23 protein-coding genes are annotated in these 24,423 nt (G+C 61.7%); 12 read left to right on the top strand and 11 right to left on the bottom strand.

Features of this window, described 5'->3' with window-relative positions:
* Window positions 1-26: 26 nt before the first annotated feature.
* Window positions 27-1,985 (bottom strand): glycoside hydrolase family 71 protein, encoded by a 1,959-nt coding sequence (locus P0M12_RS16205; RefSeq protein ID WP_277376565.1) that lies wholly within the window; start codon window positions 1,983-1,985, stop codon window positions 27-29.
* A gap of 44 nt (window positions 1,986-2,029) precedes the next feature.
* Between P0M12_RS16205 and P0M12_RS16210 the strand changes: the two genes are divergently transcribed.
* From P0M12_RS16210 to P0M12_RS16220, 3 genes are read left to right on the top strand one after another with little or no spacing between them, the layout of a single operon-like run.
* Window positions 2,030-2,986: a daunorubicin resistance protein DrrA family ABC transporter ATP-binding protein gene (locus tag P0M12_RS16210; RefSeq protein ID WP_019746865.1), complete on the top strand. Its 957-nt coding sequence runs from the start codon at window positions 2,030-2,032 to the stop codon at window positions 2,984-2,986.
* Entirely contained in the window at window positions 2,983-3,783 is an 801-nt protein-coding gene (locus P0M12_RS16215) for an ABC transporter permease (RefSeq protein WP_003945537.1), read from the top strand. The genes P0M12_RS16210 and P0M12_RS16215 overlap by 4 nt, the downstream gene beginning before the upstream one ends.
* 30 nt (window positions 3,784-3,813) lie before the next feature.
* The gene (locus P0M12_RS16220) at window positions 3,814-4,443 is read left to right on the top strand and encodes a TetR/AcrR family transcriptional regulator (protein WP_158170136.1); all 630 of its coding nucleotides are present in this window, start codon (window positions 3,814-3,816) and stop codon (window positions 4,441-4,443) included.
* Here the strand turns inward: P0M12_RS16220 and P0M12_RS16225 are convergent.
* Entirely contained in the window at window positions 4,434-5,228 is a 795-nt protein-coding gene (locus tag P0M12_RS16225) for a putative protein N(5)-glutamine methyltransferase (RefSeq protein WP_047269628.1), read from the bottom strand. The two genes, P0M12_RS16220 and P0M12_RS16225, sit on opposite strands and share 10 nt — an antisense overlap.
* A 209-nt stretch (window positions 5,229-5,437) precedes the next feature.
* Here P0M12_RS16225 and P0M12_RS16230 point away from each other — a divergent pair, with 209 nt between their 5' ends.
* Window positions 5,438-6,598 (top strand): lipase family protein, encoded by a 1,161-nt coding sequence (locus P0M12_RS16230; protein WP_073512038.1) that lies wholly within the window; start codon window positions 5,438-5,440, stop codon window positions 6,596-6,598.
* A 10-nt stretch (window positions 6,599-6,608) separates the two neighbouring features.
* Here P0M12_RS16230 and P0M12_RS16235 read toward each other — a convergent pair whose 3' ends face one another.
* Window positions 6,609-7,175, bottom strand: a complete 567-nt coding sequence (locus tag P0M12_RS16235; RefSeq protein ID WP_047269626.1) for a TetR family transcriptional regulator — start codon at window positions 7,173-7,175, stop codon at window positions 6,609-6,611.
* 143 nt (window positions 7,176-7,318) lie between these two features.
* Here P0M12_RS16235 and zapE point away from each other — a divergent pair, with 143 nt between their 5' ends.
* On the top strand, window positions 7,319-8,266 hold the full coding sequence (gene zapE, locus P0M12_RS16240; RefSeq protein WP_158170137.1) for a cell division protein ZapE: 948 nt from the start codon (window positions 7,319-7,321) through the stop codon (window positions 8,264-8,266).
* Window positions 8,267-8,275: 9 nt separating this feature from the next.
* On the opposite strand, the gene P0M12_RS16245 is transcribed toward zapE, so the two are convergent.
* Window positions 8,276-9,025 carry an AraC family transcriptional regulator gene (locus tag P0M12_RS16245; protein ID WP_192711922.1) on the bottom strand — a complete coding sequence of 250 codons (750 nt, stop codon included), beginning with the start codon at window positions 9,023-9,025 and terminating at the stop codon, window positions 8,276-8,278.
* Between P0M12_RS16245 and P0M12_RS16250 the strand changes: the two genes are divergently transcribed.
* Both P0M12_RS16250 and P0M12_RS16255 read left to right on the top strand, forming a co-directional pair.
* Window positions 9,000-9,845, top strand: coding sequence for an ABC transporter ATP-binding protein (locus P0M12_RS16250; protein ID WP_019746872.1), 846 nt, complete (start codon window positions 9,000-9,002; stop codon window positions 9,843-9,845). The genes P0M12_RS16245 and P0M12_RS16250 overlap by 26 nt on opposite strands.
* Entirely contained in the window at window positions 9,842-11,149 is a 1,308-nt protein-coding gene (locus tag P0M12_RS16255) for an FtsX-like permease family protein (RefSeq protein ID WP_047269622.1), read from the top strand. Before P0M12_RS16250 ends, P0M12_RS16255 begins: the two co-directional genes overlap by 4 nt.
* Window positions 11,150-11,167: 18 nt before the next feature.
* On the opposite strand, the gene P0M12_RS16260 is transcribed toward P0M12_RS16255, so the two are convergent.
* From P0M12_RS16260 to P0M12_RS16275, 4 genes are all read right to left on the bottom strand, one after another.
* Window positions 11,168-12,016, bottom strand: a complete 849-nt coding sequence (locus P0M12_RS16260) for a sterol desaturase family protein (protein ID WP_007734069.1) — start codon at window positions 12,014-12,016, stop codon at window positions 11,168-11,170.
* A gap of 82 nt (window positions 12,017-12,098) precedes the next feature.
* Window positions 12,099-12,908: a PE-PPE domain-containing protein gene (locus P0M12_RS16265; protein ID WP_003945630.1), complete on the bottom strand. Its 810-nt coding sequence runs from the start codon at window positions 12,906-12,908 to the stop codon at window positions 12,099-12,101.
* Between the two features lie 188 nt (window positions 12,909-13,096).
* Window positions 13,097-14,284, bottom strand: a complete 1,188-nt coding sequence (locus P0M12_RS16270; protein WP_054188101.1) for a serine hydrolase domain-containing protein — start codon at window positions 14,282-14,284, stop codon at window positions 13,097-13,099.
* Window positions 14,285-14,417: 133 nt separating this feature from the next.
* On the bottom strand, window positions 14,418-14,705 hold the full coding sequence (locus P0M12_RS16275) for a MerR family transcriptional regulator (RefSeq protein WP_003945791.1): 288 nt from the start codon (window positions 14,703-14,705) through the stop codon (window positions 14,418-14,420).
* Between the two features lie 484 nt (window positions 14,706-15,189).
* Here P0M12_RS16275 and P0M12_RS16280 point away from each other — a divergent pair, with 484 nt between their 5' ends.
* Window positions 15,190-15,426: a hypothetical protein gene (locus P0M12_RS16280; RefSeq protein WP_125050305.1), complete on the top strand. Its 237-nt coding sequence runs from the start codon at window positions 15,190-15,192 to the stop codon at window positions 15,424-15,426.
* A 135-nt stretch (window positions 15,427-15,561) separates the two neighbouring features.
* Here P0M12_RS16280 and P0M12_RS16285 read toward each other — a convergent pair whose 3' ends face one another.
* The 3 genes from P0M12_RS16285 to kstD all read right to left on the bottom strand — a co-directional run bounded on the left by P0M12_RS16285 (window position 15,562) and on the right by kstD (window position 19,966).
* Window positions 15,562-17,325, bottom strand: a complete 1,764-nt coding sequence (locus tag P0M12_RS16285; protein ID WP_277376566.1) for a cholesterol oxidase substrate-binding domain-containing protein — start codon at window positions 17,323-17,325, stop codon at window positions 15,562-15,564.
* 69 nt (window positions 17,326-17,394) lie between these two features.
* A complete protein-coding gene (locus tag P0M12_RS16290) occupies window positions 17,395-18,252 on the bottom strand; it encodes a MaoC/PaaZ C-terminal domain-containing protein (RefSeq protein ID WP_003945880.1) in 858 nt (285 codons plus the stop codon).
* Window positions 18,242-19,966 (bottom strand): 3-oxosteroid 1-dehydrogenase, encoded by a 1,725-nt coding sequence (kstD, locus tag P0M12_RS16295; protein ID WP_007734077.1) that lies wholly within the window; start codon window positions 19,964-19,966, stop codon window positions 18,242-18,244. The genes P0M12_RS16290 and kstD overlap by 11 nt, the downstream gene beginning before the upstream one ends.
* Window positions 19,967-20,081: 115 nt before the next feature.
* Here kstD and P0M12_RS16300 point away from each other — a divergent pair, with 115 nt between their 5' ends.
* Genes P0M12_RS16300 through dmpG form a run of 4 tightly spaced genes read left to right on the top strand, consistent with a single transcriptional unit; the run spans window position 20,082 to window position 24,420 of the window.
* Window positions 20,082-21,680, top strand: a complete 1,599-nt coding sequence (locus P0M12_RS16300; protein WP_003945578.1) for an FAD-binding protein — start codon at window positions 20,082-20,084, stop codon at window positions 21,678-21,680.
* A 3-nt stretch (window positions 21,681-21,683) separates the two neighbouring features.
* On the top strand, window positions 21,684-22,469 hold the full coding sequence (locus P0M12_RS16305) for a 2-keto-4-pentenoate hydratase (RefSeq protein ID WP_003945480.1): 786 nt from the start codon (window positions 21,684-21,686) through the stop codon (window positions 22,467-22,469).
* 8 nt (window positions 22,470-22,477) lie between these two features.
* Window positions 22,478-23,380, top strand: coding sequence for an acetaldehyde dehydrogenase (acetylating) (locus P0M12_RS16310; RefSeq protein ID WP_054826815.1), 903 nt, complete (start codon window positions 22,478-22,480; stop codon window positions 23,378-23,380).
* Window positions 23,377-24,420 carry a 4-hydroxy-2-oxovalerate aldolase gene (gene dmpG, locus P0M12_RS16315; RefSeq protein ID WP_007734084.1) on the top strand — a complete coding sequence of 348 codons (1,044 nt, stop codon included), beginning with the start codon at window positions 23,377-23,379 and terminating at the stop codon, window positions 24,418-24,420. Before P0M12_RS16310 ends, dmpG begins: the two co-directional genes overlap by 4 nt.
* The last annotated feature ends 3 nt before the right edge of the window (window positions 24,421-24,423 follow it).

Here is a 24,423-nt window from a genome sequence, read left to right on the forward strand (position 1 = left end):
ACGGACTCACCCGATCTTCGTCACCGTTATCTCCGACTGGAATCGACCAGGTACTCGAGATTCTGGTTGTACGGTGTGGCCGTCACCGCCGCGTGCGAACTCACCCGAGACACCTCGGTAGTGCCGCGAACGACAGAGGCCTTGATGGAACCTACTTTCAACGGGGCGATGCAGCTGCTCATCCCGGCCGGGGCATTGCAGGTGGTAATCGTGGTTCCCACGGTCACTTTGACGACTGCGGGAGCGGTCAAGAAGGTGAGAACCTCGACGGTATCGCGAGCGGGGGATGACCATTGGCGCAGTGTCATAGGGGCAGCAGAGCGATTGACGGGGACCGCGGAGACCGACTGATTGCGATAGACGAGATACGCGGTGTCGCGAACAATCGCGGGTGAGGCGCCGGAGCGGAAGCTGTACAGCCCGTAGGAACTCATGTCGAGTAACGCGCGCCCATGACCGGCGCTGGGTGCGAACGACGTTCCCTCGCTGTAGTCGTTCCAGGTGACGAGCTGTACCCATTCACTGTTGGACGCAATCGCAATCTGCCACATGTTCTGCAGATTCTGTGAATTCTGTGCCTCGTCGTAGATCGACTGACTCGGACGAACATCTTGGAAGGCGACTGGCTGCATCCATATCTTTCCCAAGGAGTGAGCGGCAGCAGCAAGCCCCATCGGAGAGTTCGGGTTCGATCCCGAGAGCGGATTTCCTGCCGGATTTCGGTTACCCCAATTCGACATCCCGTAGCTGATCGATGCAAAAGAATTCCGGTTGGCTGCTGCGTCGAGGAAAACCGGAACAAATGCCACATTTATTCCGTAAGAATTTTTCATAATAGTGATGAACTCCGACCACCAGCCCGCAGTCTTGTTTTCGGCAAGAAATGGCGAGATCACTAGTCGTCCGTCGCTCAATTTGAACGATGATGCCATGGTCGAATACGGTTTCATCTCTGCTGCCATTTGAGCTGCGGTCATGTTTTTGAACGCGCCGTTCATATCAGGCATGAGCATGATCTTGAAATTCGGATCGACTGCTGCGGCCGCTTTGATCAGGGCTGTGGGCACGGTGGAACCCCACCAACTGGTGTCGGTTGCCTTGGCGATGATGTCGACGGAGAATCCGTCGATGCCCGCGGCGATTGCCGAACGAACTTCGTTTTCGAGGTCGCGTTGGCGCCACTGCGTATCGGCGATGGGTTGCCGCGGTGTCGGCCGATCGCGGAGGAATCCTCCGTAGCGAACGTGTTTGTTGTTCTCGCCGTTGACCGTAAGATATTGTGTCGCATAGTAATCGCCAGACGGATTCGCATTGTCGATCGAAACCGGATAGGGCGGGAAGTAGTGAGCGAAAACCAACTTTCCGTTCAGTGCCGACTTGGGTGGAATGTCGAAGGGCAGCGCTGCAGATTCAGGATTCGCCGAGAACGAGGCCGGCGTGTACGTCGAGGCGGAGCGTGGTTGTGTGTTGTACGCGGCGATCAGTGCGGCCGCGACAATCACGGCCAGGGTGAAGCAGATGGTCTCTAAGGAATATTTCGCCGTTTTTCGGATCCACGGAGTTCGGATGTATCGAGTTCTGATACTCATGGCACAGTCAGCCTTTCTCGATCCCCCGAAGTGTGAGTCTTCCCCGCGTGCACTGAATCGGTGATTCAATTCTTTTCGGCCTCTGTCTGATTTGTAATTCGAGATTCGACACCATAAGTCAACTGTCACCGGCCCGAGTGTCACTTGCTGTACGAGTGTAACGCTGCCGCGTTCATCATGAATACCTGAAAGCGGTCTTTGTTCAAGAATTTCGGGTTTTTCTTTCCTGTATATATCCGTCGAAAGGTCGGTGAAATTTATCGGCTGTATTGGACAGGACTGGGACGTGTGGTCTGTTCCGTACCTCGTGGCCGAAAGGCACCGGCGAAACCAGGGAGGTGATTGCAGCCGGGCAACTGACGAAATTTCCTGGAATGTGTCGGCCTCCTGGGTCACACTGGGGAACGGACTACCGACGGATTACCGATGCGGGAGGGCTCATGACCGAAGCGATTGTGGCCGAGGGGCTGGTCAAGAAGTACGGCGACGTCACGGCATTGGACGGCATCGACCTGGAAGTGCGCGAGGGTTCGGTGATGGCTCTATTGGGCCCCAACGGCGCCGGAAAAACCACTGCGGTAAGGATATTCACGACGCTGCTCATTCCGGACGGTGGACGCGCCAAGGTTGCCGGGCTGGACGTGGTCGAGGATGCGCGGGCGTTGCGATCCAAGATCGGTGCTTCGGGTCAGTACGCCGCGGTCGACGAGTACCTGACGGGCTATGAGAACTTGGACATGGTCGGGAGGCTGTATCACCTCGGCGCCCGAAGCAGTAAGGCCCGAGCGCGTGAATTGCTCGAGCAGTTCGATCTCGTCGAGGCTGGAGATCGGCCGGTCAAGGGCTATTCCGGCGGAATGCGGCGACGTCTCGATCTCGCCGGCGCATTGGTTGCTCGGCCGCAGGTGTTGTTTCTCGACGAGCCGACCACCGGCCTCGATCCTCGGGCGCGACTCGGTCTCTGGGACGTCATCGAAGGGTTGGTGGCTCAGGGGACCACGCTGTTGCTCACGACGCAATACATGGAGGAAGCCGAGAGGTTGGCCGACCAGATCGCCGTCATCGACCGCGGCTCGGTCATCGCGCGCGGTACTGCAGACCAGTTGAAGGCGCGGGTCGGGGGTGAGCGCATCGAATTGAGCGTGCACGAGGTCGAACATCTCGACATCGTCCGCGAGGAATTGCGCTCGCTTGCCGTGGGGGACATTCAGGTTCAAGAGAATGTCCGTCGCGTCACCGTTCCTGTCGACGACGGCACCGACGCGTTGGTGGCGGCGCTGAATCTTCTGTCGGTACGAGGCATCCGCGTATTCGACGTCGGCTTGCGCAGACCCACTCTCGACGATGTCTTCCTCACACTGACCGGGCACCAGGCTGAACTGGAGGATCAGAAATGACCGTGCAGATGGCGCTCGAAGACGGTTTGACCATCGCCAGGCGAAACTTGATCAAGATCAAGCGCGTTCCGGATCTGCTGGTGTTCACCACTTTGTCGCCGATCATGTTCGTGCTCTTGTTCGCGTATGTGTTCGGCAGTGCGATCTCGGTCCCGGGCACGTCGTATCGAGAATTCCTGATCGCCGGAATCTTCACGCAGACGGTCATATTCGGTGCGACCTGGACTGGTTTGGGGATGGTCGAAGACATTCAGAAAGGAATCATCGACAGATTTCGATCGCTGCCCATGGCTCCGTCTGCCGTGCTGACCGGCCGAACATCGAGTGACGTGTTGATCAACGTCATCAGTTTGGTGGTCATGTCGTTGACCGGTCTTCTGGTCGGGTGGCGGATTCACTCCAGTTTCCTCGAAGCGGTGGCGGGTTATGCGCTGCTTCTGTTCTTCGCGTACGCGTTGTCGTGGGTCATGGCTGTTGTCGGGCTTTGGATCCGGACACCGGAGGTATTCAACAACGCGAGCTTCATCGTCATCTTTCCGCTGTCGTTCATCGCGAACACTTTTGTCGAGACCACCAATCTTCCCGGCCCGCTCAAAGTGATCGCCGAATGGAATCCGGTGTCGGCGGTTACCCAGGCGGTGCGTGAATTGTTCGGCAATACCAATCCTGCGATGACGGTTCCGGATGCGTGGCCACTGCAGAATCCGGTCATTGCGTCGTTGTTGTGGACTTTCGGTTTGCTGATCGTCTTCGTGCCGTTCGCTATTCGTCGGTATCAGAAGGCAGTCAGCCGCTGACCTGGTGATTCCGGCCGGTAGGGTGGATATGTGCCGGAGCCCGATCGCATCGACAAACGCAGCCTGAGATACGCCGGGCGACGTGAGGAGTTGCTCGACGCGCTGACCCGCTACGTCATCGACAACGGTGTCGGGGAATTGACGGTGAGGCAGCTCGCCAAGGCCGTGGGTGTGTCGCATGCGTCGTTGCTCAACCATTTCGAGAGCAAGGAGAATCTGCTCTCCGAGGTCATCGAGAACATGCGTGGTGAGTCCATTCCGATTGCGGTGCCGATGAAACCGGGGGTCGATCCGGCGACAGTGCTGACTGCGTGGTGGACCGAACGTACGACGCCGGAGGTCCTGCCGCGGTTCCGGGTGATGGTCGAGATCTACGCCCTCGCGCTCGGCGACCGCGACCGCTACGGACGGTTCCTGGACCGTTTTGTGGGCGATTGGATCGAGGCACTGGAAGCCGGTCTACGACAAGCGGGTTGCCCCGAGGACGATGTTGCCTCTGTCGCTACTCTGTTGCTCTCGCAAATGCGGGGTCTGTCGATGGATCTTCTGGCCACCGGGGACCGGGCCCGCGTCGATCGCGCGTTCGGGCTTTTTGTCGACGGCTTTGCCGCCCGCGCTCGGGAGTGGTCCACGCCAGGATCCGATCGCCTTCAACGCTGACCGATCACCACGGTCGACGCGGTCTCGCTGTAGGTTGCCACCCGAGTGAGAAACCCTCCCCGAGTGAATGTTTCAACAGTCATTTCGACCTGCTCCGTACTCGTCTCGACGAGAAGACAGCCACCCGGTCGTAGCCACGGCGCGGCGTCCGCGATGATGCGACGCTGCAGGTCCAGTCCGTCGGTACCGCCGTCCAACGAGACCAGCGGTTCGTGAAGACGGGCTTCGGGCGGCATCAGCCTGATCGATTCGGTGGGGACGTAAGGTGCATTGGCGACGACGACATCCACGCGACCGAGTAATTTCGTCGGCAGTGGTTCGAATAAATCGCCTTCGAGTACACGCTCGGGCGGTGTGATGTTTCGGCGAGCGCACCGCACTGCGGCCGGTTCCACGTCTACCGCGTACAAATCGACGGCGTCGAGCGTCGACTGCAGGACAACACCGACAGCTCCTGAGCCGCAACACATGTCGACGACGACGCTTCCTGGGGTGACAAGTGAGCAGGCCTGCCGGGCGAGGAACTCGGTGCGCCGGCGTGGGACGAAGACTCCGGAGTCGATGTGAATGCGCAAGCCGCAGAACTCGGCCCATCCGAGGACGGGCTCGAGTGGTTCGCCGGCAACTCGTCGGTCGACCATCGCGTCGAGTTCATCGCGAGAGCGTGCGGTGTGAAGAAGTAGGCGAGCCTCGTCTTCGGCGAAGACGCAACCTGCTGCTCGGAGGATCGCGGCCACCGACTTCTGCTGCGAAGCAGGGAAGGTCGGGAGATCAGGTGCTGACATGAGAGAGCCTTTCGGCCTCCTGATCTCGCGGGGGACCTGCACGTATCGAACACCGCCACCCTACCCGAGCAGGCGTGTCACGACGGTTGATGCGCAGCGGAAATTTAGGTTGACCAAATGGTAAGGCTGTTCTATGGTCTGAACTCGATCAGCTGATGTGGGGCCGATCACCACATATGCACCGTCACCGCAATCGGTAGGAGAAGTACGTGAGTAAGCGACTGTGTAGGACGCTCGTCGGACTGAGCGCGAGTGCGTTGGTGGCGTTGACAGTTGCGGCGCCGGCCGGAGCGGAACCGAACGATGCTCCGGGTGCTGTCGTGAGTCAGGAGTTGCTCGGTCCCGACCGGGTGATCCCGGGTGCCGTGAGCGCAACGAAGGTGACGTACTGGTCGACGGGCCCGAAGGATGCGCCGATGACGAGTACCGGTGTGGTGTATCGCCCAGAGGGAGCTCCGCCCGAGGGTGGTTGGCCGGTCATCTCCTACGCGCACGGGACGGTGGGTGTCGCGGATCAGTGTGCGCCGAGCAGCAGTGTTCCACTCGAACGGACCGCGACGCATCTGGGTCACTGGCTGGAGCAGGGATACGCGGTCGTGACCACCGACTACGTGGGGCTCGGAACACCCGGTGTTCACCCGTATCTCGACGGTCGTTCCGCTGCACACAGCGTTGTGGACATGGTGCGTGCCGCTCGTGCGGTCGACGACGACCTGTCGAGCGCATGGGTTGCGATGGGGCAGTCGCAGGGCGGGCAGGCGACTATGTTCACCGCTTCGCTTGCCACTGCTTACGCGCCGGAGTTGGACTACCGCGGCGCTGTCGCCACTGGTGTCCCCTCGAACATCGAGAATCTTCTACCGCTCGGTGGTCCGGCTTTCCCGGCGCTTCCGCTCAAGGGTTCGACGGTCTACATCGCGAACGTTCTTGATGGACTGCGTGCTTCGCGGCCGGATATCGACATCGACTCGTATCTGACCCCGCTCGGCAAGACCATCCTCGACGACGTCGAGAACAACATGTGCTACACCGAGGCGCGCACGAAGTACGGCACCGTCACGCTCGGGCAGGTGCTGACGAAGTCGCTGGACAATCCAGTATTCATGGAGGCTGCGCGTGACCTGCTCACTGTGCCGACCGCAGGATACGACCGCCCGTTCTTCATCGGTCAGGGGTTGTCGGACATCGATGTTCCGGCACCGCTGACACTGAAGTTCGCGGCCGACCTTACTGCCAACGGTGTCGACTTTGCATTCCATACCTATCCCACTGATCATCTGGGAACCGTTCCGGCTTCGGTTCCAGACAGTACCCCGTTTGTCGCGGCACTGTTCTCTGGTCAACGGCCCTGCACCGGAAGCCTCTGCTGACCAACATCTTTCAGGCGGCACCAACTCCGCGCAGATAGATGTCGATCGGGATCCGAAGTTGCCGAACGGTTTCGGAGGAGCGGGGATCTCGGCTACGCGCTCCGAGGCAGTAGTCGAAGATCAAGCCCTCCAGAAGGCTCAGAAAATTTGCGGCGGCGACGTCAGGATCGTCAACGCCAACGATGTCGAAGACAGGCCTTGCCTTCTCCCGTGAAAACAGGCTGTCTTCGAGGAGTTGGTGCAATGCCGAATCTCGGGGAGTTTCCAAGAGCAGTGCATATCTCGCGATCAATTCGTGTCTGCGGTGCGAGAGAAGATCATCGAGATACTCGGCCGTCAGGGCAGCAGGATCGCTGGGCCTCTCGCGGAGTTCGTCGAATATCGAACGTGACCGGTGCACGATGTGCAATGCGGTTGCTTCGAGTAGTGCCTCGCGAGTGCGGAAATAGTACGACGTCGAACCGGCAGGAAGTTCCAGGGACTGATCAACCGCCCGATGGGTGAGTGCACGCGGGCCCTGCTCGGCGATGATCGTGACGGCGGATGCCGCGATGAGGGCTCTGCGATCGGGCTTCATGCCGTTCCTTGCTGTCGATGTTGCATGCTGCCGGAGTTGAATGTTGCTGGAGTTGAATGTTGCTGATGGTGCGTCGTGAGGGTCACATTGACTCGATTTGCCTTCGATCACTAGCCTCGACTCTACAGACGTAGAGGAGTCTTATGCTACTGGACGAAGAGCAGTTGGCGGCACGCGAAGCCCTCGACGCACTGCAGGCCCGGATCTCGGGCGGTGAGGTCGGGGGTGGGATCTATCTCTGGGGTAGCGTCGGCCGCGGGAAGACGATGCTCATGGACGAGTTCTACGACAGGCTCCCGGTCGGCAAGCGGCGCATTCACTTTCATCGGTTCTTTGCAGATCTGCACTCTCGGGCGCATGAACTCGGCTCGATGGGCGTGGCACTGGATCACGTCGTCGATGGAATCCGTGTGCTCTGTTTCGACGAGTTCCACCTCGACGACGTCGCCGACGCCATGTTCATGGCAAGGGTTCTCGACACAATCGTCGCGAAAGGCGTGACTGTTGTCGTCACGTCCAATGTTCCGCCGACCGATCTTCTTCCCAATCCGCTTTTTCACGAGCAGTTCGTTCCGTCGATCGAGTTGATGGAGCGGACTCTCGAGGTGATCGAGTTGGGTGGCTCCGTCGACTATCGGACGGTGGGACAGCCAGGTGCCGGGGACTACCGATTTGCGACAGGGGAATTCCTCGTCGGCTCGGGAATTACGCGGCCTTCGGGCGAAAGTGTCGAATTGACGATAGACACACGCACATTGGAGTGCTCGGCGATTCGAGACGGTGTCGTCTGGTTCGACTTCGAGGTGCTGTGCACTGGTTCGACCTCGGCTGCCGATTACCTCGCGCTCGCCGCCCGCTTCGACGACTGGGTGATCTTCGGAGTGCCGGTGCTCGCCGAGGCGTCGGAATTTGCCCTTCGCCGTTTCGCGAATGTCGTCGATGTTCTCTATGACGTCGATGCGCGGCTGACGATCTACGCCGACGCTTACGTCGAAGAAGTGGCAGGCAGCCTCCGGGACGTGCCGGGGTTGGCGCGCCTCTACAGTCGTCTGTCGCTACTGGCGAGGTCGGCGGTGGGCAGCATCAGTTGAGGAGCAGCGTCAATTCCAGGTGAGATCGCCGGTCGCGGCGCTGGGCGTGAGTCCGAACATGCTGTGGCAGATCCGGTTGAGATGGGCGCTGTCGGTGAAACCGGCCTCGTGTGCACTGGTTGTCAGGCTTGCGCCACCGCTCATCACTTCCATGGCGCGTCGTAGCCGCAACCAACGAATGTAGGTCGAAAAACTCATCTGCAGTTGATCGTTGAAGATTCTTCCCAATCGGCCGGGCGAGATGGAGACCAGCGCGGCGGTGTCCGCCACCGTTATCGGCCCCGAAAGTCGCTCGGGCAGTATCGTCAGAGCATGCTCGAGTGCAGGGTGAAGAGCGCGTACGTTCGACGGCTGCTTGCTTTCGGACAGTGAATCGATCAGCCTCGCTGCGTATTCCAGATCCGAATCAGCGCCACGGTCCGTCATCGCTACTGCGGTCCGCCCACGGTCCGACCAGTCGGCCACACCACCGTGCTCGGATACAGGCGGCCTGATGCGCCGGCCCATTCCCGTGGTGGAGTCCACGTAAATCGCTCGTCCCCGCGCGCCCTCGGAGGCGGACAACGCGTGGACCGCCCCGGATGGAATGACCACGGACCGCACGACTTCACTGTGGCCGTCCCCGTCCGTGACCGTGACGTCCCCGTCGTCGATGATCATGATCTGAACAGCGGCGTGCGAATGCATGTGCGCGGATCCCACTGCGCCGGTGAACATGAGAATTCCGGGCTGCATGTGGACGGCGCCGGACCAGGTCATGTCGGAAATCATAGTGACGACCCTGACAGAGCTCGGGGTCCGGTCATCCTCCGGTAGGACCGAGCTCAGTCCGAAGATCGTGCGCTGGGCCGATGTGTTCGCGAAGGGTTCACGAGAAGGTGGAATCATGAACAACGCACAAGCACCCGCAGTCCTGTCGGTCCACGCGCTGGGCAAGTCGTACGGCGACGTTCCGGTGCTCCGAGGTGTATCGCTGGAAGTGCGCGCCGGTACTGCCACGGCCATCATGGGTCCTTCAGGATCGGGGAAGTCGACACTGCTGCATTGCATGTCAGGAATCGTCAAGCCCGACTCGGGAGCAATCTTGCTGAGCGGCAGGCATATCGAGAACCTCGGTGAGAACGACCGCAGCCGGCTCCGACGGGAGTCGTACGGGTTCGTTTTTCAATCGGGCCAACTGTTACCGGAGCTTCCGGCGATCGAGAACGTCGCTTTGCCCTTGGTGCTCAACGGGTTGTCCATCGCCGAAGCCAAGCGGACGGCGCACGGCTTCTTCGCGCCATTGGGACTGGACGGTCTGCAGGACCGTCGCCCGGGTCAGATGTCGGGTGGTCAGTCGCAACGTGTGGCGATTGCGCGAGCGTTGGTGACCAAACCCGCCGTTCTCTTCGCAGACGAGCCGACCGGTGCACTCGACGCGCAGACGAGTTGGGAAGTGATGAGGGTGTTGCGTGATTCGGCTCAACAGATCGGTTCTGCGTTGGTCGTCGTCACTCACGATGCCGAAGTCGCTCGGTGGTGTGATCGCACGATGATGATGCAGGCCGGTTCGCTCGTCGGGACACAGGTGGCGGCATGAAGGCCACAGCGCGCGTTGCATTGATGACGGTGCGAGGTGAAGGCCGAAAGGCCTTGAGTACCTTCGCGCTCCCAGTGTCCGCATTTGCCGCCTCGACGACGTTGTTGCTGACGGTGCTCGGCGGCTACGGTGCATTTGCGGGCAGATCGAGCGAACCCGAAGCCGAGGCGTACCTAGCGCTCGCAGGGGTTGCTTCGGTGTTGATGATCGTTCCAGCCGTCACTCTCGGTCTGGCGGCGGCCCGCTTGGGCGCGCGCCGTCGCGACGAACGACTTGCCTCGCTGCGACTCATCGGATCCACCCCTCGCCAGATCGTTGCGCTGTGCGCTGCGGAATCGGGTATCCAGGGCTTGGCCGGTGCGTTGATCGGTGTGGTGGGATACCTCCTCGCGTTGCCGCTCGTAGCTCTCTTGAGATTTCAAGGTCGGACATTCGAGTGGAGTGAGCTTTGGTTAGGCGCACTTCCGCTGGTGGGCATCGTATTCGGAATGACCATCCTGGCTGCTTTGACGTCGATGCTCGGGATGCGCCAGGTGTTCGTGAGCCCGTTGGGCGTCACGGCGGGCAATCCCAGCGCCGCACCGAAGATGATCGTCGCGGTGGCTGGGGTGGGGGTTCTTGTGGGATGGAGTGCATTCGGGGGCTCCGCGGCAAGCATCGCGGCAATCCTGGTGGGCCTTGGTCTCTGCTTCGGCGTTGTTGCGTTGGTCGGTCCGTTCGTCATTTCGCTGCTTGGACGGATCATGCTCAAATGCGCCAAAGACGGTGCTTCGCTGATTGCGGCGCGTCGGGTCTTGGACAATCCGAAGGCTGTGTGGCGCACGGTCAGCGGTGTGACGATGGCCAGCTTTGTTGCCGCAGGCACATCTCTCCTCGCCGCGATCGGCAACGGGGAGGGACAGGATTTGCAGCCAGGGCAGGAGTTCCTGTTCGCGGACATGAGAACCGGGGTGTTGTTCACTCTCGGAGCAACATTCACGTTGGCGGCCATCTCGTCTGCGCTCACCCAGGTATCCGGGATCCTCGACAACCGTGAGCTGTATCGGAGTCTGACTTTGGCCGGCACACCTGTCGAGGTGATGGACAGCGCCCGCATGAGGCACGTTCGCACTCCCGTGGTGGTGATGGCACTGGCCGGCGCCGGCGCTGCACTGCTGTTCCTCTTCCCACTGGCAGGGGCAGCCGTATTGACCACTCCGATGGCGCTGGTTCAGTTGGGCGTCACCCTGGCTGTGGGGATCGCGTTGGTGTTGGCCAGTGCGTTTGCAGCCAAGCCCGTCATGCGACGGGTACTCGCGGGCTGAATCTCCGCCCCTCGTCCGTCAGTTCTGTCTCCGGAACGGTTCGGCCAACTGGCCGAGGTAGTCGTCCGGGTAGTCGGGCTTGGCCGCCATTCCGAGATCGTCACTGCTGAAGCGCTTTTCCGGATCGAAAGAATAAGTGCGGAACATGTGATCCCAGATCAGAGTGAACAAACCGAAATTGACGTCACCGATTCCCGCCCACTTCAGGTGATGGAATCGGTGGCCGGCGTTGAGGGCGAGTATCGGACGCAGGGGGCCGATGCGGTAGTCGGCATTCGAATGCTGAAGCAGGAGTTGGACAGCGACACAAACCGCGAGCGCCGAGGCAACTGGAACGGGCATCCCGAGGAGGATCAGTGGCAGGACGCCACCGGCGGTTTCGAAAGTCTGATGCACGGGGTGCTTCATCAGTCCGTTCATACCGTAGAACCGTTCGAGGCTGTGATGAACCGCGTGGAAACGCCACAACCATCCAACCTTGTGGCTGATCAAATGCACCACGGTGATGCCGAAATCGGCAACCAACACTGCGAAGACGACCTGAAGGACAAACGGAAGACCGCTCGGCCACAGCCCGTCGAACGGAATCACCGCGGCCATCAACGGGATTACCGCGACGCTGACCAAGATGAGGGATTCGTTGACAAACGCATGGACAGCGTCGCGAAACCTGTCCGGTCCCGGGGCATTCCACGAAGATTCGTAGGGAAGCGCCCGTTCGGCCGCGAACGAGCAGACCACTGCGAAGAGAATCAATGCCACCAGTGACCATTTCGGCGCGCCGGATGCCGCCAGCGCGATTGCGGCTCCGTTGATTCCCAAGAGCATGAACGGGACGTACCCGTATCTGACGATGAAGGTGAGCATGTATTCGATGGTGCACGGCGCGGGTGGTCCTCGACTTGTACGAATCGGTCGACTTTCAGTCAGCCGAACAAGCGGTGTCGCGTTACTTCGTCAGCACGGTGGCGAGTGCAGCGCTCAGATACGGAGTGATGTTCTCGACGACCCGTGTCACGATCGCAGTGGCGACGTCAGCCGGTTGCAGTGGCACCGACGGTGTCTGCGGCAGCGCCGGGGGAGCAGGCGGAGCGGGCTCGGACATCATCGGCGTGTAGGTGTTGTGCTTCGTGAAGTAGCCGAAGACCGAATCCACGAACACCTCGGGCGCATCACGCGGCTTGGGCATGTTGCAGATGCCGTCACCCTCGATGCAGACTTCCTGCACTGCGATGTCTCCGAATCCGCCGCGTGCTCCGGACATCGTCGCTCCCGGAACGACATTGGGCACTACGGTTTCGATGCCCCCGGCCGAGTTGCGAGGGTCGGCGTAGAGGACGCCTTCGACTTGCGATTGGGGAATGGATCCGTCACGTGCGATGTCCCCGAGAACGTCGCCGGCAATCCGTGCTCCCTGTGAGTATCCGGTGACGACGATCTCGCTGCCCGGGCACTGAGCGTGGAAAGCGTTGACTTCGGTGCGAAGCGTCTGGGCGCCGGCGGCAACGCTCTGGTCGTACGTCTGTTCGCCGAGCGGCCAGAAGCTGGCGGGGTAGGTCACCGGCTTGGAGGCGTAACCCTGGGCGACGTAGCGGTCGGTGACGGGTTGCGTCGTTTGTCCCGTCGGATCCCACGTTCCGCCGACCGCGAATACCGCACCGGCCGGGCACGACCCACCGTCATTCGGGTCCGCTCCGGCAGGTACCGACATCACAAGAGTCACCCCCGCTGTGACTGCAACCGTGCATGCCACTGACATCGCGTATTTCCTCATCGGGCCTGTCCCCATCTATCTACGTTCTCGTTCACTGGCGAGACAACCCGCGGTCCGACGCGTTTCGTTCGGTACTGAAGAGAATGGTGATGGGGCGATAAGTCCTGGAGGTAATCCGTGCGTAAACAGGAAGTTGCCGACCGGCGCTGTTTACTACCAGCGTGTGTGGGGCGTCACGGCGTCGGTACCTGCGGCGGGTGATCCGGCTCGAGGAGGGTTCCGATCTCCTTCCCCATCGACACGGCGTTGTTGAGGTCCGCGTTGGTTGTCGGCCCGAGTGTGGCGTAGACGACGATCGTCGTCTTCGAGTCGGGGTAGTAGAGCGCGAGACCGTTGTAACCGCCGTACGACGGGTTCATCACCAGCCAGCCGTCGAGGTGCCCGGTCCCGAAGGAAAAGAACTTGTCCACCGTCATACTTCCCAAGCCCGCAGTCGTCGGCGCCATCTGCTGCTCGAAAGCCTTGTCGGAGAGTAACTCTCCCGTTCCCAGCGCGCGCACCCACTTTCCGACGTCGGCGACAGGCGCGTTCATGTTTCCGCTGTGCAGGAACGCCGTCGGATTCCAGAAAGTGGAGTCTTCGAATACTCCACGTTCATTGGTGTAACCGTGCAGGATCGGTTCGTCCATCTGCGACGTGAGTACAACGCTGCTGTGATCCATCCCGAGTGGATCGAAGACGCGCTGCTGAAGTAGTTCGCCCAGCGGTTTTCCAGTCGCTTTCTCCATGACGTCGCCGAGCAGCGTCAGGTCGCTGTGCGCGTACGCCCAACTGGTGCCGGGTTCGAACAACGGCGGGCGGGAGTTGGCAAGATCCAGGATCTCTCGAGAGGTCCAGCCCTTCATCGGGTTGTCCGTGAAGAGTTTGAGGAACTGTGGATCGGTCACGTAGTCGGAGATGCCCGACGTGCTGTTGGCCAGCATTCGCGGAGTGATGGTGTCTGCGCGCGGAAAGTTCGGTTCCCACTTCGCGATCGGTTGATCGAGGGGAAGCGTTCCCTCTTCGTCGAGTTGCAGCAGGACTGTCGAGAGCATCGGTTCCATCGGTTGGCCGACGCGCAACTGCATGTCGGTTGTCGCCGGAACTCCGACAGGGGACTCTCCGACGGCGCCGAGAGCAACTTCGTCGTCGCCTCGCCACACCCCGAACACAGCGGCACTGAGGCCCAAGTCGGCCACTTGGCGGCGGACGATGTCCGTGATCTCGGTGGATTCTCGACTGCTCGAGGTGCTGGGAGAGGCGCTGCCCGTGTTTGTTGCGGAGTCATCGTCGGAACTGCACGCAGCGGTTGCAATGGCAACGGTCAAGGCGATCGACAGAGCAGACAGCCGCACCCGAGCGCGGTGGTGGGAGGAAGTCATGCCTGCGATCCCTTCGATGTGGAAATCGAGCAACCGACGCCGAGCAATGTCCCAATTGGCCGAATTTACCGCAGTTGGAAGGAGGAGGGGTCAGATCGACCGTATAGGCGCAACTGCTGTTCCAGTGCAGTCCTCATTCGGGTGCCGCGTCCGGTTCCTCTCGCAGGTCCTGCGCTTGCTGAAGCTCGGCGTTGATGCGACGGGCTTCGGTGAGTTGGTCTTCGAGGATGATGATGCGGCAAGCAGCGTCGAGCGCCGTGCCGTTGGCTACGAGTTCGTGCGCGCGGGCTGCGATGCGCAGCTGGTAGCGGGAGTAGCGGCGATGTCCGCCCTCAGAGCGTTGTGGGGTAAGCAGTTTCGCGGCATCGAGGCTACGAAGGAAAGCTTGCCTGACACCGAGGATCTCGGCCGCATGTCCCATGCTGTACGCAGGATAGTTCTCGTCGTCGAATCTGCCGGAGGGGTCCCCCGGTGGTGTATCTGCCGGAATGGCTCGCTTCTTTCGCTGAACGGACGGGGCCCCCGGCGCGAGGAGCGCCGGGGGCCGGATGGGGTTGAACTTACTTACATAACTGCATTCTTTCGAACTTCCGGACTCGCACAAGACATCCGGTAGCCGCTTTGAAGGGGGGTGCCGGGTCCGACTACACACTCACACACGAATTCGGCCCCGGCACGTCCCTGCCCTGCGGTACTGCTTGCGGGTAGTTCATCTCTCCCGCATCTCTTGACTCGTTCCTTGCTACGAGAAAAAAGATACAACAGCCTCGCGAGAATGTCTACCCTGACCGCTGTAGATATTTTGTTGCGAACATTCTAGGTGTTGATATTCAGGAACGGCCTGGTCACCGGGGGTGAGAGCGCTCAATGTGAGTCATAGGAGATGGATCTGGGACAATGCTCCGATGCGAAATACCCCGAAGTCCGAGTCGTTGTTGCGCGCCCGCGCGGAGAGGGAAGAGCGCACCGGCTCCTCCGAGCATCCAGCTGATGGCGCGCCGAACCCCGGAGAGGACTCGTCGTCGTCCGAGCCGGGGGCACGCAGCGACAGCGCCACGATTCGGTCGGCTCGGTCCGAGCTCTCAACTCACGCCAGGGCAGTGGAAAGTATGCACGAGGCGATCCATCCTGATCGCGATTGAGGCAGCTGCCTCGTCGGGATGCGGGGGACTCCTTCATCCCGCTCACTGCAACGCACGACGGCCGCCGCACTCCCGAAAGTAAGGGGAGTGGCGACGACCGTCGAGTTGTCAGAGTGTGCGCTCAGTACTTGAACCTCAAGGCAGCAACTGGTCCAGGAAGGTGTTGCTGAAGACCTTGTGCGGATCCAACGCGTTGAATGCGGCGTTGGCGGTGTCCCAGTTGTCGCTCGATGGGACGCCGTCGCGGTAGGTCTGGGGGAGGCCCTGGGTGATGATCGGGGTGTCGGTGTACGGCTTGTCGGGGCCGAACGCCCAGCCCTTGGACCACTCGGGGCGGAAGGTGGCGTCGTTGTTGTTGTAGTGATTACGCATCCACTGTTCCATTTCGCGGTAGAACGCGAACATGCCGGGGGTTCCGGGGACGCCGAGGACGTTGAGCCAGATGGCGGTGTCCCATTCCGGATGGTCGGGGCGAGGGCGCATGGCCGAGATGGTGGGGGCGCCTGCCGAGTCGACCTCGACATCCGACGGTTGATCGAGGCCGCAGCAACGGATTTCGACGGGCCCGTTGAGGGGGAACTGTCCGATGGAGCGGTAGTACTCCATGCGGCCGTTGAACCACTGGGTGAAGTCGTGGATGACCTGGCCGATGTTGGCGCGAGAGGTGATGACGGCTCCGCCGCCCTCGGTCAGGCGCAGGGTGGTGGCCCGGATGTAGAACTGGACGTCCTTGGACCATCCCCACAGGTCGTTGGAGAACGTCGCGGCGAGTCCGGCAACGGTGGTGGCGTACATGATCTGCCCGAATGCCGGTGCGATGCCCGGGTTTCCGGAGTTGATCTGGCCGATCATGTCGGTGACCGGCTCCGGGAGGTTGTCGGAGAAGATGTAGTTGTACGGTCCGGTCACCTCACGCGAGAACGGCGGCTTGGTGGGGGCAAGTGACCACACCTTCATCCACGGGCGTTCGGTGAAGGGGTACCAGATTGCTTCTGCGCGACCGTTTTCGCGGACGAACTTCTCGAAGGTGCGTCCGGACGCTCCGCGGGCGCCGAAGAGTTCCTGCCAACCGATGTCGGTGTGGCTGACGCAGCGCATGCGGTAGTTGGGGGCGGCCTGCAAGGTGACGGAGGTGAGGAAGGTGCGTCCGAGGTGAGCCAGCAGCGGCTTGATCGCCGCGTCGCTACGCGCGTACGTCTTCAGTGCGTACTCGCTGCCGTTCCAGACCACTGCGGTCAGGGAGGTGACGAGGTTGGAGAGTGAGCCGAAAGTCTGTCCGGGAACGTGTGCTTCGCCTTCGGCGGGGAGAGCTGCGCCGTGAGCGTCGACGGCGAGGCAGCCGGCAATGGTCAACACACCCGGCGCCGGCAGGTTCGCGAACCCGAGGCCCTGTGCCTGCAGTGCGGTCGTGATGGCGTCGAGGGTCGCGCCGGGTCCTGCGGTGACGGTGGCTGGGCTGCCACCGGCGTTGACGGAGACTCCGGTGAGGTGGACCGTGGTGTCGGCGAGGATGACCTTGTCGACCGGCGCACCGTTGACGATGGTCAGCGGCGTCCAGCCGTGCATGGCGCCGCGGGGACGAATGGTGTAGCCGTTGGCATGACCCCAGTTAGCGAGGCGGACTACGTCTTCGGGCGTCTTGGGCGAACAGGTCCAGATCGCGTCGAGCATGATCTCCTTGGACCAGTTCTGATATGCCTGCTGGTACAGCGCGATGCCTTCGGGGAAGGCAGGCGGCGGTGTGAGGGTGGACACGGGACCACCCGCGGAGCCGGAAGAGCCGGCGGGGACGGCGTAGGCCGGCGTCCAGCCGGCGAATGCGGTCGCTGCCACGGCGCCGGCTCCAGCGGCCATGAAACCTCGTCGGGACAGTCGGAACTTTTCGTCTTGTGCCGTCATCTTCGGGCTACTCCATCGGGTTCGAGAACTACGGTGAGTTCTAACAGGTGGGTATCAGACAGGTTGGTATCAGACAAGAGTGAGAACTACGTCAGCCAGGGCAGGAGCTTCGCGCTCCAGTACAGAAGCTGAGATCAGGAGTCGCCCATTGTCTTTCCAGATCTGGATACTCAAGTTCTCGCCGGGAAATACGACCCCGGCAAAGCGGGCCCGAAATCCGGCTACCCGACTGCTGTCGCCGTCGAGCATGGTATCCACTGCGGTCTTGCAGACCATTCCGTAAGTACACAGTCCATGCAGGATAGGCGCTGGAAAGCCTGCCGCGGAGGCGAATTGCGGATCCGAGTGCAACGGATTCCGATCACCACACATCCGGTACAGCAAAGCCTGCTGTGGAAGCACAGGCGTCACCACTGTCTCATCTGCTTCGCGATCCGGAAGCGTAATCGACTCCGACGGACCACGTTCACCCCCGAAACCACCCTCGCCGCGGGCGAAAATGGACGAGCGAGCTGTCCACAGCGGGTTGCCCTCGGCGTCGACCGTGACGGATTCCTGCACGATCACCGCGGCCTTGCCCTTGTCCCAGACCTCGGCGATTCGAGTTGTGGTGCGGCCACTTCCACTTGCCGGGATCGGCTGATGGACAGTGACTTCCTGGCTCCCGTGGACTACCTTCGCCAGATCGATTTCGACGCCGGGGAACGACACCTTCGGTGCTTCGGTGGCGTGGAAGTTGGCGGCGACGGTGGCAAAGGTGGGTAGTACCTGAGGCTTTTCGTCGTCGAGGTATCGAAGCTCGTTCGGATCAAGCGGACGAGCACCTGCCCCCAGGGCCAAGTGGTAGTGCTGCACGTCCGACGGGGTCCACGAGAACTCTTGTGGCGCAAGCTCGGCGCCGAGTGCGATCTTCGGATCAATTGGCATGGTCGACCGCCGTCTTTTCAGCTGCCGGTGCTTCGGTTGTCTCGGCCTTCTTCGCACGCTCGACGATGTCGAGTACGGCCAAGTAACCGAAAGTCATTGCGGGACCGATGGTCGCGCCTGGTCCGGCGTAGGTGTGGCCCATGACCGGAGCGCTCGCGTTGCCAGCCGCGTAGAGGCCGTCGATGACGCTTCCGTCTTCGCGTAGTGCTCGGCCGTTGACGTCGGTGCAGATACCACCCTTGGTGCCGAGGTCACCCGGAACCATCTTGATGGCGTAGAACGGAGCCTTGCTGATTTCGGCGAGGCTGGGGTTCTTCAGTCGGGGATCGCCGTAGTACGCGTCGTAACCACTGTCACCGCGTCCGAAGTCCTCGTCCTTGCCGTTGCGCGCGAAGCCGTTGAACCGATCGACGGTTTCGGTCAGCGATGCGACGGGAAGCCCTGTCTTCTCTGCCAATTCGGCGATGGTTCCCGCCTTGACCACGATGCCGGCCTTGAGCCAGCGGCCGGGGAAGGGGGAGCGGGGAGTGATACCGGCAAACGTGTAGCGGTTGCGGTAGCGCTGATCGAGAATCATCCACGTCGGGATGTTCTCGCCGGGGCCCTCGCCCTGACCGTACTCACCGCCGTACATCGCATGGGTCGCCTCGACGTACGGAGCAGCCTCGTTGCCGAAGCGCTTGCCCGACATGTTGACCATCATGCAGCCCGGGAGGGTGCGCTCGGAGAGAGCGAACCACGGTCCGCCGGTCAGCGGAATGGACGGGCCCCACCAGGCGTCGTCCATGAAATCGACTGCAGCGCCCACTTCTTGGCCTGCGCGGATACCGTCGCCGGTGTTTGCCTTCGCGCCGACGGTCCATTCGGTGCCGATAGGTGCGCGCTGGTACTTCTCACGCATTTCCTTGTTGTGCTCGAATCCGCCGGATCCCAACACGACTCCGTGGCGAGCGCGGATGACCTGCTCCTCGCCGTCGACGATGACGTTGACGCCGCGAACAGCGCCGTCTTCGGTGTACAGGGAGGTCAGCGGGGTGTTCAGCAGGATGGGTACTCCGGCGGACTGAAGTCCGAGTCGAATACCGGCGACCAGTGCCTGGCCGCGAACCAGTAGATCCTTCTTGGTGGCCTTCGCTGCGAGGAATCGCATGCCGACCTTCATGGCGCGCAGGGGTCCGCGAGGATTGCGCATCAGCAGGTTGAGCCACTTGTAGTCGGCCTGGGTGATGACGAAGTTCTTGGGGGCCTTGACGTAGTCGGGCTCGAGGTTCTTGCGGTCGGCGCCCAACTTGTTGCCGTCGAACGGGGTGGGCTCGACACTGCGGCCACCGAGGCGTCCGCCGGGTGCTTCCGGGTAGTAGTCGGAGTAGCCGGGAACCCACTGCAGCTCGAGCGGGCTGTTCTTCAACACGAACGAGAGCATCTCGGGACCGCGCTCGAGATAGGTGTCGATGCGTTCGGGAGCGACAACGTCGCCGATGATGCTGTGCAGGTAGGAACGTGCGGCCTCCGGTGTATCGGTGACACCGTCCGCTTGAAGTGCCTCGTTGTTGGGGATCCAGACCCCACCACCGGAACGGGCGGTCGATCCGCCGTAGTGGGCGGCTTTCTCCACGATGACCACACTCAAGCCCTGGTGGGCTGCGGTCAAGGCCGCTGTCATACCTGCGGCACCACTGCCGACGACGACGATGTCGTATTCCTGCTTGCTCATGTAGAACACGTTATAGAATGATGGGGGTGTCAGTCCATGCTTTCTGCCAGGAAGTATTTCCGGACGTTGTCATTGATAACGAAACACGTTGCAGTGAGATTGAGGATGGTGCGGTGTGACCTGGGATACTTCGGTTGACGTCCTTGTGGTCGGGTTCGGTGTGGCGGGCGCCAGTGCGGCGCTCGAAGCTGTAGCGGCCGGTTCGTCGGTTTTGGCGATCGACCGAGCGCTCGGCGGTGGGGCCAGCACGATTTCCGGAGGAATCTACTACGCCGGCGGCGGCACCGTGATTCAAAAGGAAGCCGGTGTCGAGGACAGTCCCGAAGCCATGCTCGCCTACCTGAACCGCGAGGTCGGTGACGCTGTGACGCCGCAGACTCTGCGCCGGTTCGTCGACGAGAGCCCGGCGTCGATCGACTGGCTGCGCAGTCACGGCGTGCCGTTCGAGGCCTCACTCTGTCCGTACAAGACGTCGTACCCGAGCAACAAGCACTACCTCTACTTCTCGGGTAGCGAATCGGCCGGCGGGTTCCGTGACATCGCAAAACCTGCTCCGCGTGGTCATCGCGCCAAGGGGCGTGGCACGTCGGGAAAGATGCTGTACGGCCCGCTCGCGAAGTCCGCGGAGGCGAAGGGCGTCCAGTTGCTCGGCCAGACGCGAGCGGACCGGCTGATCATCGAGGACGGCCGGGTGATCGGCGTCGAAGCACTGACGCTGCGTGACGCACCTGCCGGAGTTCGTCGCCGTCACGCGACGCTCGGGTCCCTGTCCTCCAAGCCCGGCGTCTACGCACCGCAGTTGCGCACGATTCTCGACGCACTCATCGCGAAGATCGAGAAGAAGCACGCCAAGCGGATTCGCATCCAGGCGCGCGGCGGCGTGATCCTGAGCGCCGGCGGCTTCGTGTCCAATCGCGAGATGATGCGCACCCATGCCCCCGCCTACAAGGGCGGTATCCCGCTCGGCACGTCCGGGGACGACGGCAAAGGCATCAACCTCGGTATCGAAGCCGGGGGAGCCACCGACAAGCTCGGCAATGTGTCCGCCTGGCGATTCATCGTCCCGCCGAGTGCTTTTCTCGGTTCCATTTTGGTGGGTGAATCCGGTGCGCGAATCGTCGACGAGTCCCGTTACGGTGCCGCTCTCGGTCAGGCGATGGCGGAGAAGAGCAGCGGAATCGGTTGGCTGCTGGCAGATTCCGAACTCGTTCGCGAAGCGAAATCGCAAATAAGTGACCAGTCGATGTGGTTCCAGCGGGTGCAGACCACCGGAATGATGCGTACTGCAGTGCGTGGCAACACCATTGCCGAGGTCGCCCGCAAAGCGGGGATAGACGTCGCCGGCCTTCAAGCCACCGTCGACGCGCACAACTCCGCTGCCGCTGCCGGACAACCTGATCCGATGGGCAAACCGTCGGACTTCGTCAGGCCGATACTGTCTGCGCCGTTCACGATGTACGACGTCTCGATCAAGCCCAACATGATGAATCCGTGCCCGATGCTCACGCTCGGTGGATTGGTGGTCGACGAATCGTCCGGCATGGTGAAAAACGAGGCCGGGGAGGGTATCCCTGGCCTGTATGCCGCCGGCCGTACCGCCGTCGGTATCTGTTCCAACTCGTATGTGAGCGGCTTGTCGCTCGCCGACTGCGTATTCTCCGGACGACGAGCCGGTCAGCACGCAGCCGCATTCTCCACAGTCGGAAAGGCCTGAACGATGCTCTCGACGCAGATCCGCGGCGAACTTGCCGACCATCTTGATTCGGCGGAACGGGATCGCGCTCCGATCAGCCCGCTGATCGCCACGTATCCGGACATCGACGTCGTCGACGCCTACGAGATCCAGCTCATCAACATCAGGCGTCGTGTTGCCGGTGGCGCAAAGGTAGTCGGACACAAGGTCGGACTCTCGTCACTGGCGATGCAGCAGATGATGGGCGTCGACGAGCCAGATTACGGTCACCTGCTCGCCGAGATGGAAGAGTTCGAGGACCGTCCGGTCGACACGTCGCGCTTCTGCTTCCCCCGCGTCGAGGTGGAGGTCGCCTTCATTCTGGGAGCAGATCTGCCGGGCGCCGGGTGCACCGAACAAGACGTCATCGACGCCACTGTCGCCTATGCGCCGTCCATCGAGTTGATCGACAGCCGGATCAAGGACTGGAAGATCGGCCTCTCGGACACTATCGCGGACAACGCGTCCTCCGCCGGGTTCATTCTCGGCAAGGAACGAGTTCGCCCGTCGGACATCGACATCAAGGCGATCGACGCGGTGCTGACCTGCAACGGCGAGCGGATTGCGGAGGGGCGCAGCGATGCGGTTCTCGGTAACCCGGTCACCGCCGTCGCGTGGTTGGCGCAGAAGGTCGACACGTTCGGAGTTCGGCTCAAGGCCGGCGACATCGTTCTGCCGGGTTCGTGCACGCGAGCGATCGACGCTCATCCAGGCGACAACTTCCGAGCCGAGTTCAGCGGCCTCGGTTCCGTCTCTCTTCAGTTCACGTAGGAGTAGTCATGACCAAGGCAAGTGTGGCGATCGTCGGATCGGGAAACATCAGCACCGATCTGTTGTACAAACTGCAGCGCTCCGAGTGGCTCGAGCCGCGATGGATGATCGGAATCGATCCCGAGAGTGAAGGATTGGCACGCGCCCGCAAGATGGGACTCGAGACCTCCGCCGAGGGCGTCGACTGGTTGCTCAGCCAGGCGGAGAAACCGGACCTGGTCTTCGAGGCGACGTCGGCATACGTGCACCGCGAGGCAGCACCACGCTACGAGGCCGCCGGTATCCGTGCCGTCGACCTGACTCCGGCCGCGGTCGGCCCGGCTGTGGTTCCGCCCGCGAACCTGCGTGAGCACCTGGACGCACCCAACGTCAACATGATCACTTGCGGTGGGCAGGCAACCATTCCGATCGTCTACGCGGTGTCGCGTGTCGTCGACGTGGCGTACGCCGAGATCGTCGCCTCCGTTGCATCATTGTCCGCCGGCCCGGGAACTCGCGCGAACATCGATGAGTTCACCAAGACCACCAGCCGCGGTATCGAGACCATCGGCGGCGCACAGCGCGGCAAGGCGATCATCATCCTCAACCCCGCAGACCCGCCGATGATCATGCGCGACACAATCTTCTGCGCTATCCCCGAAGACGCCGACCAGGCCGCGATCACCGACTCCATTCACCGCGTCGTCAAGGACATCCAGCAGTACGTGCCCGGCTACCGGTTGCTCAACGAACCGCAGTTCGACGAACCGAGCGTCGTTTCCGGTGGCTATGCAACGGTCACCACGTTCGTCGAGGTCGAAGGCGCAGGCGATTTCCTGCCGCCGTACGCGGGCAACCTCGACATCATGACGGCAGCAGCCACCAAGGTGGGCGAGGAAATCGCCCAGAAGCTTCTGAGTGTGAAGGCATGAGCGACATGATTCATTTCGATTCGAGCTGGGACATCCGCGTCACCGACACGTCGCTGCGCGACGGCTCCCACCACAAGCGTCATCAGTTCACCGTCGACGAAGTACGAGCCATCGTCGGTGCCCTCGACGGAGCCGGAGTGCCGGTCATCGAGGTCACTCACGGCGACGGTCTCGGCGGATCCTCCTTCAATTACGGCTTCTCGAAGACTCCCGAGCAGGAACTCATCAAAGCTGCCGTCGAGACCGCGACAAACGCGAAGATCGCCTTCCTGATGCTGCCCGGACTGGGCATCAAGGACGACATCGTCATCGCACAGGACAACGGTGCGTCCATCTGCCGTATCGCAACTCACTGCACCGAGGCCGACGTATCCATCCAGCACTTCGGCCTCGCGCGTGAGCGTGGACTCGAAACAGTCGGATTCCTCATGATGGCTCACTCGATTCCGCCGGAGAAGCTGGCCAAGCAGGCTCGCATCATGGCCGACGCGGGTTGCCAGTGTGTGTACGTGGTCGACTCCGCCGGCGCACTGGTGCTCGAGCAGGTATCCGATCGCGTCGAGGCGCTGGTTCAGGAACTCGGCAACGACGCTCAGGTCGGCTTCCACGGCCACGAGAACCTGGGCCTGGGCGTCGCCAATTCCATTGCGGCAGTTCGTGCGGGAGCCAAGCAGATCGACGGTAGTACCCGTCGGTTCGGTGCCGGCGCCGGCAACGCCCCGGTCGAGGCCTTCGTCGGTGTTTGCGACAAGATCGGCGTCAAGACCGGTATCGACTTCTTCGCCATCGCCGATGCAGCCGAAGATGTTGTGCGCCCGGCAATGCCGCAGGAATGCCTGCTCGATCGTCAAGCACTGATGATGGGCTACGCCGGCGTGTACTCGAGCTTCCTCAAGCATGCCGAGCGTCAGGCCGAGCGGTACGGAGTGTCGTCCGCGGAGCTGTTGGTGCGCGCAGGTAAGCGCAAGTTGGTCGGCGGACAGGAAGATCAGTTGATCGACATCGCGCTGGAACTCCAGCGCGAAGCAGCGGCTTCCTAGGTC

Source organism: Rhodococcus sp. RCBS9 (assembly GCF_029457415.1).
Lineage (GTDB): Bacteria > Actinomycetota > Actinomycetes > Mycobacteriales > Mycobacteriaceae > Rhodococcus_F > Rhodococcus_F qingshengii.